At 32.4% G+C, this 14,484-nt stretch carries 12 protein-coding genes; all 12 read right to left on the reverse strand.

Annotation, left to right across the window (positions count from 1 at the left end):
- Positions 1 to 92 precede the first annotated feature (92 nt).
- Positions 93 to 632: a PstS family phosphate ABC transporter substrate-binding protein gene (locus ACTCDL_RS12355; RefSeq protein WP_463177037.1), complete on the reverse strand. Its 540-nt coding sequence runs from the start codon at positions 630 to 632 to the stop codon at positions 93 to 95.
- 91 nt (positions 633 to 723) lie between these two features.
- Complete coding sequence (locus ACTCDL_RS12360; RefSeq protein WP_463177038.1) at positions 724 to 1,632, reverse strand: phosphate ABC transporter substrate-binding protein; 909 nt, start codon at positions 1,630 to 1,632, stop codon at positions 724 to 726.
- A gap of 288 nt (positions 1,633 to 1,920) precedes the next feature.
- Positions 1,921 to 3,693, reverse strand: coding sequence for a two-component system histidine kinase PnpS (gene pnpS / locus ACTCDL_RS12365; protein ID WP_463177041.1), 1,773 nt, complete (start codon positions 3,691 to 3,693; stop codon positions 1,921 to 1,923).
- A 98-nt stretch (positions 3,694 to 3,791) separates the two neighbouring features.
- Complete coding sequence (gene phoB / locus ACTCDL_RS12370) at positions 3,792 to 4,490, reverse strand: phosphate regulon transcriptional regulator PhoB (RefSeq protein WP_463177043.1); 699 nt, start codon at positions 4,488 to 4,490, stop codon at positions 3,792 to 3,794.
- A 358-nt stretch (positions 4,491 to 4,848) separates the two neighbouring features.
- Positions 4,849 to 6,708 (reverse strand): methyl-accepting chemotaxis protein, encoded by a 1,860-nt coding sequence (locus ACTCDL_RS12375; protein WP_463177046.1) that lies wholly within the window; start codon positions 6,706 to 6,708, stop codon positions 4,849 to 4,851.
- Between the two features lie 369 nt (positions 6,709 to 7,077).
- Positions 7,078 to 7,500 carry a nucleoside-diphosphate kinase gene (ndk, locus tag ACTCDL_RS12380; RefSeq protein ID WP_463177049.1) on the reverse strand — a complete coding sequence of 141 codons (423 nt, stop codon included), beginning with the start codon at positions 7,498 to 7,500 and terminating at the stop codon, positions 7,078 to 7,080.
- A 403-nt stretch (positions 7,501 to 7,903) separates the two neighbouring features.
- A complete protein-coding gene (locus ACTCDL_RS12385) occupies positions 7,904 to 9,907 on the reverse strand; it encodes an ATP-dependent helicase (RefSeq protein ID WP_463177052.1) in 2,004 nt (667 codons plus the stop codon).
- A gap of 159 nt (positions 9,908 to 10,066) precedes the next feature.
- Complete coding sequence (locus ACTCDL_RS12390) at positions 10,067 to 10,540, reverse strand: hypothetical protein (RefSeq protein ID WP_463177055.1); 474 nt, start codon at positions 10,538 to 10,540, stop codon at positions 10,067 to 10,069.
- Between the two features lie 170 nt (positions 10,541 to 10,710).
- Entirely contained in the window at positions 10,711 to 11,322 is a 612-nt protein-coding gene (gene wrbA, locus ACTCDL_RS12395) for an NAD(P)H:quinone oxidoreductase (protein ID WP_463177058.1), read from the reverse strand.
- A 271-nt stretch (positions 11,323 to 11,593) separates the two neighbouring features.
- Positions 11,594 to 11,944, reverse strand: coding sequence for a class II SORL domain-containing protein (locus ACTCDL_RS12400; RefSeq protein WP_463177060.1), 351 nt, complete (start codon positions 11,942 to 11,944; stop codon positions 11,594 to 11,596).
- Positions 11,945 to 12,164: 220 nt separating this feature from the next.
- Positions 12,165 to 12,722, reverse strand: coding sequence for a rubrerythrin family protein (locus tag ACTCDL_RS12405; RefSeq protein WP_463177064.1), 558 nt, complete (start codon positions 12,720 to 12,722; stop codon positions 12,165 to 12,167).
- A gap of 288 nt (positions 12,723 to 13,010) precedes the next feature.
- On the reverse strand, positions 13,011 to 14,201 hold the full coding sequence (locus ACTCDL_RS12410) for an FprA family A-type flavoprotein (RefSeq protein ID WP_463177067.1): 1,191 nt from the start codon (positions 14,199 to 14,201) through the stop codon (positions 13,011 to 13,013).
- Positions 14,202 to 14,484 lie beyond the last annotated feature (283 nt).

The raw sequence follows: 14,484 nt of genomic DNA on the forward strand, positions 1-14,484 counted from the left end.
CAAAAGAATGTTTAATTTCAAGGTATCGAACCTTAAAATTAAAAGGCTCATTCATCCCCTAAGACAAGCATAAGGGGTTTTCTGAGCCTTTCCTATAAAGCAGTTGGTACTACTCTTTCTTCATCAAGTACTAACTTCTCAAATACTTCAAAAGTACCAGAGCTTGAATCTCTAGAAATAATTACAATCTCTTGGTCTTTTCCACCCAACTCTTTCCAGTTACTAATCTTTCCTGTATAGATATCCTTGATTTGCTCTAAAGTCAATCCTTGAACAGGGTTACTTGGATGTAAAACTACTGCAATTCCATCCATAGCAACTTTGTGAGGTACTGGTAAGATTCCATTATCAACAGCCTTATTATACTCTTTATCTTTGATAAATCTAGAAGCATCAGCAATATCCACTGCCCCATCAACTAAAGCAGCAATACCATTTCCAGATCCACCACCTCTAACACTGATATTCACACCTGGATGTTTCTCCATATAAACCTCAGCAGCCTTTTGTGCAATTGGCAATACTGTTGAAGACCCTTGTACATTCAAACTTCCTGCAGCAAATGCACTAACAGACATAACAGTTACTATTAAAGCAACTAAGAAAAGTAAGCTAGTTTTATAATTAAACATTTCTTGTCCTCCTTATAAGAGTTATTTAAGATTATTTTATATTCTTATCTAGTCTAATAGATTCATTTTTTGACTTATTACAAATCAAATATTAATGTAATGGTACATATCCTTGTTCTTCAGCAATCTTTTGACCTGCTGGACTTAAAATAAAGTTAATGAAGCTAGCTGTTAATCCTTCTGGCCATCCATCAGTAAACATGAATAATGGACGAGCAATTGGGAATTCTCCACTTGCTACAGTAGCTTTGCTTGGAGTTACACCATTAACTTTGATAGCTTTTAATTTGTTTGATAAATATCCTAGTCCTACATACCCAATAGCACCTTCTGTTTCTGCAACTGTTCCAGCTACAGCTCCATTAGATGATTGTAATAAAGCAGTTGGTATTACTCTTTCTTCGTTAAGTACTAATTTCTCAAATACTTCAAAAGTACCAGAACTTGAATCTCTAGAGATAATTACGATTTCTTGGTTCTTTCCACCCAACTCTTTCCAATTAGTAATCTTTCCTGTGTAGATATCTTTGATTTGCTCTAAAGATAATCCTTGAACAGGGTTACTTGGATGTAAAACTACTGCAATTCCGTCCATAGCAACTCTATGAGGAACTGGCATAATTCCATTTTCTACAGCTTTTTTAACCTCTTTATCTTTGATAAATCTAGAAGCATCAGCAATATCCACTGCCCCATCAACTAAAGCAGCAATACCGTTTCCAGATCCACCACCTCTAACACTGATATTTATACCTGGATGTTTCTCCATATAAACCTCAGCAGCCTTTTGTGCAATTGGCAATACTGTTGAAGATCCTTGTACATTCAAACTAGTCTTTGCTACTTCCTTATTTTCCTTCTTAGTTTCTACTTTTTTGCTCTCTTTCTTCTTATCATTACCAAAAATCCACCAAGCATCTGCTTTTCCACTTAGAGTAACTATTGCACCTAATGATAAAAGCAATACTAAAGATAATGCAATCACTTTTTTGTTAAACATTAGCTAAAACTCCTCCTCTTATTTACTTATTTATATTTTAGAACTTACTGTAACAAGTATAGCAAGCCTTCTTTGCGAATAAATTAAAGCAATGTTAACAGAATGTTAAAAATGCATAATTTATCAATAATATAAGCAAAACAATACATCATTTTGCAGAAATTTGTATTAAACAACTGTTTATAATTAAAAAAACAAAATAGCTTATTATAAACAAATCTCATCTAATCCCTAAAATGAAATCTGCTATAATAAGCTATTATTATTTTAAAAAATATAAGTCAATATTTATAAAGGTAATTCAACTTTAAACTTAGTACCTTGTTGAGGTTCACTTTCAACACTAATCTGACCTTGATGTTCTTCAATAATATGTTTAATGATCGATAAGCCTAATCCTGTTCCTCCTAGCTTTCTACTTCTTGCCTTATCAACACGATAAAACCTTTCAAAAATCCTTGGTAAATCTTTTTCTGGAATTCCTATTCCATTATCCTCTACTTCTATGATTATCTTCTTATTACTGTTATATACTTTTATATCTACTTTTCCAGATTTAGGTGTATATTTAATAGCATTATCAACCAGATTGATTATCAACCTTGACATCTGGTCTCTATTAGCATCTATCAAAGGTAGAGAGTTCGGTAAATCAGACTCTAAAGCAATTGATTTTCTTCTAGCTTTCTCTCCTAGCAAGAATACCGTATCATTAATAACTTCAATCATATCCACTTGCTCTTTACTAGCATAATCTGATTTCGATTCTAGCCTGGATAGGCTCAGTAAATCTTCAATTAATCTTTGTAATCTATTAGCCTCTTCTCTAATAATACTTAAAAAAGAACGGGAGACCTTTTGATCAGGATTACTATCTAATAATGTCTCAACATAACCTTTAATAGAGGTCAATGGAGTTTTAAGCTCGTGGGAGACATTTCCTACAAATTCTTTTCTCATCTCTTCTAAGCGTCTAATGTCAGTAATATCTCTCAATACTGCTACAACCCCCACTGTACTCTCCTTTACCCCTTCAATAGGAGCAATCTGTACTCTAAAGACCCTCTGTTCAGGAACCAGCATCTCTAACTCCTCTGTTACTATCTCATTTTTCTCTAAAGCCACCTCTACCAATTCATCCAATTTATAATTTTTAGTTATTTGAATTACCGATTTATTTAATACTATATCCTCTTTAATACCAAAGGTTCTTTCAGCAGCCAAATTGAAAAGAATTATTCTCCTCTCCTTATTAACTGCAATTACAGCATCACCAATACTGGTTACAATAGCTTCAATTTTATTCTTCTCCCCTGATATCTCCTGCATCTTATCTTTAACTCGGTCAACCATATAATTAAACATTAAAGCTAATTGACCAATCTCATCTTTAGTTCTAATGACCAACTTGTGGTCTAAATAACCATTGGCTATTCTTTGAGCTGCAGAAGTAATCTCTCTAATGGGGTCTGTAATCTGATTGGTTAACTTTAGAGATAGTAAGATGGCTATTAATATAGCAAAGAAGGATGATTTTAATAATACTGTCCAAATACCATGATAGAGCTCTTGTAACCTATCCAAGGTTAGAGATGCTCTAATAATTCCAACAACATCTCCACCTTCCTTCTTGATAGGCAGAGCAATATACTTCATATTCATCTCCAAAGTAGAGCTATACCTTATCTCCTTACCTAGCTTTCCTTTTAAGACCTCTTGTACTTCAGGTCGATAAAGATGATTCTCCATTTGCAGAGGATCTTTACGAGAATCAGCCAGAACCTTCCCTTTTAAATCTATAATTGTAATTCTAGTCTCTAACTCCTTACCATAAGTAATAATTGCTTGATTTAATCTCATATTATCTTTACTCTCTAAGAGAGGATTGACAACTGTTATGATTAAATTCATCTCTTTAATTAGCTTTCTCTCTAACCATTTAGAAAAATAATGCTCTAAAGATCTCTGCACGAAATAACCAGTAAATATCAATGTAGTTACTAGCATTACTAAATACAATGCTATAATCTTAGTCTTAACACTCTGTAACCTCTGTAACATAACTTAAACTCCTTTATTTAGTTTGAGTCCAACTTAAGTACAAGTATGAGTTTAAGCTTTAATAATTACTTAGACTTGAACTCAGCCTTAAGCTTAACTTAACTCTTCATCTCTTTAAATTTATACCCTACACCTCTAACAGTCAAAATACTCTCTTGATTACTATGATTACTAATCTTCTTTCTCAACCTTCTGATATGAACATCTACAGTCCTAGTATCACCATGATAATCATACCCCCATAACTCATCTAATAGATAGCTTCTAGAAAATACTTGTCCTGGATGTGTCATTAAAATAGCCAATAAATCAAACTCCTTTGGAGTCAAGTTAATCTCTTCACTATCTACTTCTACACGATACTTAGTCAAGTCTATCTTGATATCACCTAAAGCTATAACTTCCTCTTCTTTATCACTCTTATTTTTGACTCTACGTAAAATCGCCTTTACTCTTGCCAAGAGTTCACGAGGACTAAAAGGCTTAGTTACATAATCATCAGCTCCTAACTCTAACCCCAAAATCTTATCAATCTCTTCACCTTTAGCTGATAACATAATAATTGGTATCTTGTTTAATTTACTATCCTTTCTAATCTGACGACAGACATCAAAACCATCTAATTTTGGTAACATCAAATCTAATACAATCAAATTAGGATGGACATCTTCAACCTTTTTTAGAGCTTCTTCCCCATCATAAGCAGTCACAACTTGATAACCCTCTTTTTCTAAATTAAACTTTACTAACTCCACTATATTCTCTTCATCATCAACTACTAAAATTTTATTACTCATAGATTTTCCCCCATTAATTTAATTTTTTAGATTTACCCTCTTATATTATAATATACAACTAAATTATAGTAAAAATCAACTCTCTATTCAATTCAATTCATAATATTAAATTGTTTTTTAGTTAAATTTCAAGATAAAAGGTATCGCTTAATGGGTATATTGAGACACTTTTAAGTTTTAGCTACGGGTTTTAACCCGTAGTGTAACATGTCATCATCACCACAGGTTGAAACCTGTGGCTAGTAAATTTACCATTATAAAATCTCTATATAATATCACTCTCCTGTTAATACCATAAAAATAAGGAGCATCAATATTGATGCTCCCTTCCTTCTTTGAATTTTATCTACTTAAATTATTAGACTTCAAATTTATCTACTAAACTCTGTAATTTTTGTGCCATAATAGCCAACTCTTGTGAAGAATTGCTTATCTCCTCTGACATATTATTAATACCATCAACAGCGCTCATTACCTGCTCACTATTGTTAGCTAAAGTATCGGCAGATATAGCTGTCTGTTCAATCTGTGCTGATGTATTCTCACTAGAAATCTGAATTTGGGCAAAGATCTTTCCAGTCTCTTCAGCAATCGATTCTCCATCTCTAGATTGCTCTTCTACTTGTTTAATAGCATCTAGACCAACCCCTACTTTTAATTGTGTCTTCTTAATCAAAGCAGAAATATTATCTATAGCTTTAGAGGTCTCTACAGATAACTCCCTAATCTCATCTGCAACAACAGCAAAACCATGACCATGCTCCCCAGCCCGTGCTGCTTCTATTGCTGCATTTAATGCCAATAAGTTTGTCTGTTCAGCTATATTATCAATTAATTCTATAATCTGTTCAATCTCTTGAGAGGTGATATTCAAATCATTAATAGCATTTACAGTCTCTTTAACAGATTGACTAATCTCTCTTATACTTGCTAAGGTAGCAGTTATATTTTGGTTACCTATCTCAGTTTGAGAATTTGTCTCTTGTGCCAAAGCAGTTACCTCTTGGGAACCTGTAGCAATCTCTTCAATAGAGGAGGATATCCCTCTCATTAATTGATTTGTACTCTCAATTGTTGCATTACCCTCCTGGGCAGAAGCAGATAACTCTTCACTGTAAGCTAATAAATCTTCTGATGTATCTAACAAATTAATAATAATTTCATGCAAATTACTCTTCATTTGATTAAAGGATATAGTCAACTCACCTATCTCATCTTTAGACTTAATTTCCAAATCTTCTGTATTTAAATTTCCTTCTGCTATCGATTTAGCAGTATCAGTTAATTTTCTCAGAGGACTACTTACAATTTTATTAAAATATAGTGAGCATATAATAATTATACTTAATATAATAAACCCATTAATTAAAAAGCTAGTTAATACTTTCTTGCCAAATTCCTTTACAAAATTAAAATCTTGACTGATTCTAATCATACCCTCAACTGTACCTGTTATTGGATGATACAGAGGTGTGTATAACTGTAATAAGTTATCTTGATTATTGGTTATTCTGACCCTTTTTCCTTCCTTAACCTGCTTATAGATAGATTTATCTTCTAAAGGCTGACCTATACCACTTTGCTCATCATCTTTTGAACTTACAACCAGTCTATTATCAGAATAAAATCCAATATCTCCAGAAATGACACCTTGGATTTGGGCTAATAGTCTTTGGTCAAAACTAAAACCAGTCTGCATAGTACCTATAATCTTATTATTATTCTTAATAGGTACTATAGCTCTAATGGCAAAGCCACTATTTCCTGATTCAAATAGCTTCACCTTATCACCTTTTAGAGTTGATTGAATAGATTTTTTCTCACTCTTATCATCACCATATTTATTAACATTATGTGCTCTAAAAAAGACTCTTCCTTTACTATCACCAAATTCAAATACATCAAATCCATTCTCCTGATTTAAAGCCTTAAATATAGGTACAGTTACCTTCTTTAAAGTCTCTCTATCTTCATTATTTAGTGCAGATATGATCTTGTCATTTTGTGCATAACTCTCTGCTACTAACAGGGTTTCATTCATCTTCTCTTTAAGATACATATCTGCTGAATTACTCGCCTGCTCTATTCTATCTACAAGCAATTTACTAATCCCCTTCTCTGCTTGACTAAATAAAGTAGTAGCTACTATTAATACTGGAATAATTGCAGATAATACTATCATAATAATCAGTTTTCTTCTTAAATTTAATTTTAACATAAAATTCCTCCTAATTAGTCTCCAAACCAAAAATTTTTATATAAATTATTTAATATAACTATAATAAGTTATCTTTACCAATAAAAATCTTTTTACTATAAAATTAGCAATCATTTTAAAAAAACAGTAATCAATTTACTAATTCCACAACAAACTCTCTATTCCTTTAAATAAATCATTTTTTATAAAAAGTAACTTAACTTTAATTTTATTGAATAATATTTTTAATTTAACAAAAATTTTGTCAACCTATATCTATCTAAATTCATTTTGAATAGAAATTAAATAATTTCAAAGCAAAATAAAACACCTCCTGTCTACTATAGTAAACAAGAGGTATAGGAGTTCCATTATTCTATTGTTAATATGTTAATAACTGTAAATCTCCTCAGCTGTAAAAAATAGCTCAATCTCCTTTATAGCACTACCATTAGAATCAGAAGCATGTATAATATTACCTGACTTTAAATCTAAAGCCAAATCTCCTCTGATAGTTCCTGGTAAAGCCTCAACAGGATCTGTAGCCCCTACTAGAGTTCTAACAACTTTAATTGCTTCTGGTCCTGAAATCACCATAGCAACCACCGGTGCTTTGGTAATGTAATCTATTAGTCTAGGGAGGAAGCTCTTAGATATATGCTGTTTGTAATGCTCCTTAGCTAGATCTTCATCTATCCAGACCATCTTCATTGCATCAATCTTTAAACCTTTGTCTTCAAATCTACCAATAACTTTAGCAATCTTCTTATTAATTACTGCATCAGGCTTAATTAGTACTAAGGTCTGTTCCATTTTACCCCTCCTATTAGAAAGATATTATGTTCCTTGGTAATATTATACTACAATTGTCATAATATTTTCAAACTTTTATTCTTCATGATTAACCGTTAAGAGTTAGAGTAGTGTTCTTATGGTTTACTTAAACTTAATCTTAATCTTAGCCTTAGACTTAGTCTTAAGGTATCGCAATCTCTTAATTATAGAGCTCCGTGAATCTAGAATAAAATTTAACCATGACGCTATATAGAGATAATGCGACACTTTCGTGTCGGTGTGAGTGATTAGTTTGAGTGTGTGTGAAGTGCCTTTCTATTGAATTTCACTCACACTCCCACACCAACTTACACTTATAAAAAGTGTCACAATATCACCATTAAGTTTCATTTTGAATTCACATACCTATATTAACTTAGAATTATAAACTGTGATAGTGATTCCCCTCTAAGATCAGCTCAGTTGGAATCTCATCTAAAAAGCGAGATGGGGTCATAGATCTTGTTTCACCATAGCGTTGCCTTTCTCTGGCATAAGTCATAAATAATCTATCAGCAGCTCTAGTCATAGCCACATAACATAGCCTTCTCTCCTCTTCTATCTCCTCTAACATACCTGACTTAACACTCCTATAATGAGGAAAAGTATCCTCTTCCATACCAACTATAAAAATCACTGGAAACTCTAATCCTTTAGAAGCATGAACGGTCATCATCTTAATTTGATTAGAGTTATTCATATCATCTTGGTCAGACAACAATTTAAGATCTCTAACAAAATCTTCTAAATCTCTGTTTTCATTCTTATTATAATAATTCTCTGTTAAAGCCAGAAATTCAGCCAAATTATCTAGCCTATTTAAAGCAGTCTCCGATCCATCAAGCTCTAGCATTGCTTGATATCCACTCACCTTTAAAATCTTGTCAACCTTCTCTGGTAAAGTAAGCCTTGACTCCTTGACTGTGATAACATCTTCTAGATCACGTCTAAACTGTTTTATCCTTTCAGCTGTTTTCTTGCCAATTCCTGAAACACCACTAGAATCTTTCATAACATCAAAAAGTCCCAAACTATTATCCTCTTGATTAAAACTGAATAGATTAAATTCAGGTACATGCTCTTGGGCATGATTAATCAGTTTATCGATAGTCTTAGCCCCAATACCCCTTTTAGGTGCATTCACAATTCTCTTTAAAGCAATGGTATCTTGGGGGTTGACAGCAACCTTTAAATAACTAATGACATCTTTAATCTCCTTACGATCATAAAAGCCCAATCCACCCACAATATGATAAGGTATCCTTCTTCTAATAAAGGCCTCTTCTAATACTCTAGATTGGTGATTAGAACGATATAAGATAGCAACATCATTATAGCTATAGTTACTGAATTTAATTAAATTATCAATCTCTTCTGCTACATAATCTGCTTCACCATATTCATTTAAGGCTTCACAGATAATAATTGGTTCTCCTTCATCTTTTTCAGTCCAAGCTTTTTTATCAAATTGTCGATAATTATTAGCTATTACAGCATTTGATGCTTCAATGATATTTTTCTTAGAACGATAATTCCGTTCTAATTTAATAGTCTTACAATCAGGATAATCCTCATTAAAGTTTAATATATTCTCCATATCTGCTCCACGGAACTTATAGATACTTTGGTAATCATCTCCAACTACAAATATATTCTGATGCTTTCCAGTTAGCATACTTGCTAGTTTATACTGAAATGGAGATGTATCTTGATACTCATCAATTAAAATGTACTTAAATCTCTCTTGATACTTTTCTAATATATCTTCATTCATCTCAAATAATTCAATAGTCTTACCAATCAAGTCATTGAAATCAAAAGCATTATTATCCTTTAAAACTTCATTATATTTAAGATAAATATCACCAATATTCTGATAAAACTCTTCACTACCTCCACCAATCTCTAAATAATTGCTGATCAATTCCCTTTTTGACCACATGTTCATTTTAGCCTTGTTAATCATATTTAAAACAATTTTAGCATCATATTTCTCTTTATCTAGATTCATAGTTAAGATAATATCTGAAACCAAATCTTTACTCTCATTCTGATCATAAATAACAAATCCCCGCTCATAACCTAGAGCTTTTATATTCTGACCAATAATTCTTACGCAGATACTATGAAAGGTTCCCATCCACATTCGTTTAGAAATATCTCCAATCAATTCCTTAACCTTTCTCTTCATATCTTCAGCAGCCTTATTTGTAAAGGTCAATGTCAAAATATTATAAGGATCGATACCTTTATCGATTAGATGAGCTATTCTATAAGTTAAAGCCCTTGTCTTGCCACTTCCTGCTCCCGCTAGAACCAATACTGGTCCTTCAGTTGTCTTTACCGCTTCTAATTGCTTAGTATTCAATACTAAGGATAAATTCATAGCTAACTCTCCTTTTTTACTTGATTTATAAAAGAAAAAGTGAGCCTAATAAGAACTCACAACAAATAATAATTATATGTAATTATATTTTTTAACGCTTTATTATTATATAATATACTCATTTATAAATCAATAATTAAAAGACAAGTAAAGTCATATTTAAATGACCAATTCTTCTACTTTAGTCCAATAAGCACAAGCTGAATTGTCTTCTTTTCTAGGATGCCAATTCTTTAAAAGATTACAATATCCCCTTCTTGTACGATAATAACATGTAAAACAGTTCTCATCTAAAGTTTTCTTATCTAATCTATACTCCTTTGACTTATGATCCCATTTCTCTATTCTAAATTCACCTAAATCTAACTCACCAACTATCTCTAAATACTTTGATATATCAGCTACAAAATCTCTATGCTCCAATCCTCCATTGATATCTTCATAAATAGATAACTGATTCTGATCTGTTAACCAGACCTTAACTTTTAAGTACTCTTTGTTATCAGGAATTATTTCACAATAGAGTTTAATAGAATCAGAATAATCAAAATCAACAATTCCCAGCTTGTATAATTTACCTAAAACTGTCACGATTCTCTGACTTGATTCTTTCACCTTTGGATACTTTATCATCTAGTAAACCTCCTGATTTGAAATTTGGTTTATCTCTAAGTGCCATAGTTAGTTTTAACAAATCCAGAATAATTATTCATCAAATTTTATTTTAGGGTTAGCTAACTTACTTATACTACAAATAACAAGAGCTAAGGGCAAATTATTTGCCCTTAGCTCTTGTTATTTGTCTATTTAATTAATTTAGCAGTAATCTCTGCTACATATTCACCTTGAAATCTAGCAGCAGCTAATTCATTTTCACTAGGCATCCTCTGACCTTCACCACCGGCAATTGTTGTTGCTCCATAAGGAGAACCACCAGTAATCTCTTCAAGAGTTGTTTGACCAGCAAAGGAGTAAGGAAGACCCACAATAACCATTCCATGATGTAACAGTGTCGTATGCATACTACGGATAGTAGTCTCTTGTCCACCATGCTGAGTTGCAGTACTAATAAAGACACTACCTGCCTTGCCAACCATAGCACCCTCTTGCCATAAGCCACCTGTAGTATCTAAGAAGTTCTGTACCTGTCCAGCTACATGTCCAAAACGAGTAGGTGTTCCAAAGATAACTCCATCAGCATCCTTTAAGTCTTCTAAAGTACACTCTGGAATATGACTAAATTCTTGTTGGATCTCTAAAGCCCCCATCTCTTTTAGAGTATCTTCAGGAATCGTTTCAGGAATTCTACGTAATTGTGCTTCTGCACCATCTACCTCTTGAACACCTGCTGCTACTGCCTTGGCCATCTGATAGGTATGACCATATGTTGAATAAAAAGGAATTAAAATCTTCATCAATTTATCCCCCTTCTTAATAAATTACTTTATTTAATTTAAACTAATGTAGATCTGTGAATTTAAAATTAAACTTACAGATGAACTGAAAATAAAACTTAATGGGGATTTTGAGACACTTTCGTGTCGGGAATCAGGAATCTGAAACCAGTGTTTATAACCGATTCCAGATTGCTAAAGTGTCTCATTCTCTCTCTATAACCTAATTGATAATGTTTATCTATTTTAACCTTTTAAAGTAGGGAAAAACTCAAATTTATTCTTATTTATATTACTCTACTGTAATCTTTTTAGAAGCTTCCCACTGTCCATGTATATTACAGAACTCATAGGCTCTTAAAGTACAGCTCTCTTCTAACTTAATAGTTAAAGTAACTTCAGCCTTCATCTCTGGTGTAAAGTTAACTCTACCTAACTGATAGTAGTCAGCATATAACTCTACATACTGAATAAAATGCTTCTCTTCCATTGGATGGTCAATACCCTCTCCCATCTTAATCTTTACTTCAAAATATTCACCCTTCTTTACCTTATCTGGTGCATCAATCACAGGTACATGCTTATCCTCTAAAGTTGTTTTATCATCACCATTAGCAGCCTTCTTTAAATCATAATAACTCATTATATCTCCTCCTTGGGTTTATAATTTACAATGCACAATTGATAATTGAAAATTAAAATCTTTAAAATATAAATTCATTTGTTTTCTATATATAAAGATTAATGTAAGTGTTCTTCTAGAAAAGCATCAATATCAATCTTAACAAAATATATCTGTTTCTATTAAGATTTTTAAGAACTTCAACTTAATTGTACATTTCAATTCTAAATTAATATTATTTCTATTTATGAAACTCTTTAAATCTATCCTGTTTAACACCACAGATTGGGCATTGATCAGGTGTACCATCCTTTACAGTATGACCACATTTTTCACAGATACTAACATACTCTAACTCATAATCTTTACCTTCTTCAACAGCCTCTTTGGCCTCAGAAAATAATTTAGAATGAATCTTTTCAGCCTCTAAAGAATAATAAAAAGATTTTACAGCATCACTCTCTTCTTGATCACTAGCCACTAAATGATATGTAGGATACATCTGTTCAATTTCAAAATTCTCACCTGCAATTGCTCCTTCTAAATTCTTAGCTGTAGAAGCTAAACCAAACTCAGCAGCAGAAGCAACTAAAAAACCACCATCAACATTACCATGGGCCTCAAAATGGTTACTTGCATGAACCTCTTCTGCATGAGCAATAGCATCAAATAATAAAGCTACATTGGGAAATCCATCTTTTTTAGCTTTTTTAGCCCAAACTTTATACCTTTGATAGGCTTGACTCTCTCCTCCAAAAGCTGAACGTAAGTTCTGTGCTGTCATTTCATTTTTTACCATCTTAACACCACCTTCTTAATACTAATAATTGTTACTATTAATATTCTAACATCTAATAGGTTTTTTGTCAAATTATAACTTGGGTTATTATGGGGATTAGTATAATTAAGATAGAGTGATATCAGACTCATCTAATAATATATGAAGGTTATATAATAGAGAGATAGTGGGACACTTTTTATAATGGTAAATTTACTAGCCACAGGTTTCAACCTGTGGTGATGATGACATGTTACACTACGGGTTAAAACCCGTAGCTAAAACTTAAAAAGACTTTTTTCTAAACTTCTATCCATTTATACCTTCTGCTACCTTTTTAGCTAAAATAGCACAATCATCAAACTCTTTTTCTGTAGGAGCACATTTAACCTCAATGATTGGATGAACAGGCTCACAATTAATCTTATTGGCAAAGTCTTTCAATCTATCACGGGATTCTCCACTCCAACTATAGGAACCAATTAGACCTAACGTCTTATTTTTAATCTTCTTGTTCTCTAGGAAGCGAAGAAGGTTATCCATTAGAGGAAATACTCCTGTGTTGTATGTACAACTTGCCAAAATTAGCCCTTTATAACGCCAAACATCATTAATGATATAGGACATATGGGTTTTAGAGACATTATATACTCTAATATTCTTAATCCCCTCTTTGGCCAGCTGACGAGCAGTAGCCTCTACCATTTTTTCTGTATTACTATACATTGAACCATATGCTATTACAACTCCATCATCTGCTTCTTGATTACTCCATTTGATATACTTATCAATGATATATTGGGGATTACTACGCCAAATAGGGCCATGAGCTGAACAGATAGTCTGAATATCCACCCCTTCTAACTTAGAAATAGCTCTTAATACCATTGGACTATACTTAGCAACTATATTGGTAAAATAACGAGATATCTCATCTTCGTAAAAATCTATATTCAACTCATCATCAAAGATACCACCATCTAAATTACCAAATCCACCAAAGGCATCACCTGAAAAAAGTACCTTATCATACTGATCATAGGTCATCATCGTTTCAGGCCAGTGTACCATCGGTGTTAGATAAAATTGGAGCTGTCGATCTCCTAAATCTAAAGTATCCCCATCTTTAACTTCATGAAAATCTTCTTTAATCCCATAAAATCCTTCAACAAAGTTCAAGGTCTTCTTATTTCCTACAATTTTAATATTAGGATATTCACTCTTAATTGCCTTAATAGAACCAGAGTGATCAGGCTCCATATGATTGATAATCAGATAATCAATCGATCTATCTCCAATAATACTTTTGATATTTCTCAGATAAGAGTTGATATAGCTGTTCTTAACTGTATCTACTACAGCTACCTTCTCTCCTACAATTAAATAAGAATTATAAGCTACCCCTTTAGGCAAAGGCCATAGGGCTTCAAACAGCTCAGTTTCTCGGTCATTGACACCAACCCAATAAATATTGTCAGTTATTGATATAATCTGATTCACTTTATCCCTCCTAAAAGTTATATGTATTTCTTGAATTAAACTAGCCAACTTGTCCCTTGAATTAATTTAGTATGTGATTATATATATAGATATTATTATCATTATTATAAATAAATATAATAATATTTTCAAGCAATTAGCTAAATATGTAAGTTAAAAGATACCGTTATATGGAGGTAAAGCAACACTTTTTATAATGATAAATTTACTAGCCACAGGTTTCAACCTGTGGTGATGGTGATATGTTACACTACGGGTTAAAACCCGTAGCTAAAACTTAAAG

Source organism: Orenia sp., assembly GCF_055140805.1.

Coding starts and splice junctions, on each gene's coding strand:
- phoB (WP_463177043.1), bottom strand. CDS start 4,490: ATGAGTAATAAAATTTTAGTAGTTGATGATGAAGAGAATATAGTGGAG.
- pnpS (WP_463177041.1), bottom strand. CDS start 3,693: ATGTTACAGAGGTTACAGAGTGTTAAGACTAAGATTATAGCATTGTAT.
- ACTCDL_RS12360 (WP_463177038.1), bottom strand. CDS start 1,632: ATGTTTAACAAAAAAGTGATTGCATTATCTTTAGTATTGCTTTTATCA.
- ndk (WP_463177049.1), bottom strand. CDS start 7,500: ATGGAACAGACCTTAGTACTAATTAAGCCTGATGCAGTAATTAATAAG.
- ACTCDL_RS12385 (WP_463177052.1), bottom strand. CDS start 9,907: ATGAATTTATCCTTAGTATTGAATACTAAGCAATTAGAAGCGGTAAAG.
- wrbA (WP_463177058.1), bottom strand. CDS start 11,322: ATGAAGATTTTAATTCCTTTTTATTCAACATATGGTCATACCTATCAG.
- ACTCDL_RS12355 (WP_463177037.1), bottom strand. CDS start 632: ATGTTTAATTATAAAACTAGCTTACTTTTCTTAGTTGCTTTAATAGTA.
- ACTCDL_RS12375 (WP_463177046.1), bottom strand. CDS start 6,708: ATGTTAAAATTAAATTTAAGAAGAAAACTGATTATTATGATAGTATTA.
- ACTCDL_RS12405 (WP_463177064.1), bottom strand. CDS start 12,722: ATGGTAAAAAATGAAATGACAGCACAGAACTTACGTTCAGCTTTTGGA.
- ACTCDL_RS12400 (WP_463177060.1), bottom strand. CDS start 11,944: ATGAGTTATTATGATTTAAAGAAGGCTGCTAATGGTGATGATAAAACA.
- ACTCDL_RS12390 (WP_463177055.1), bottom strand. CDS start 10,540: ATGATAAAGTATCCAAAGGTGAAAGAATCAAGTCAGAGAATCGTGACA.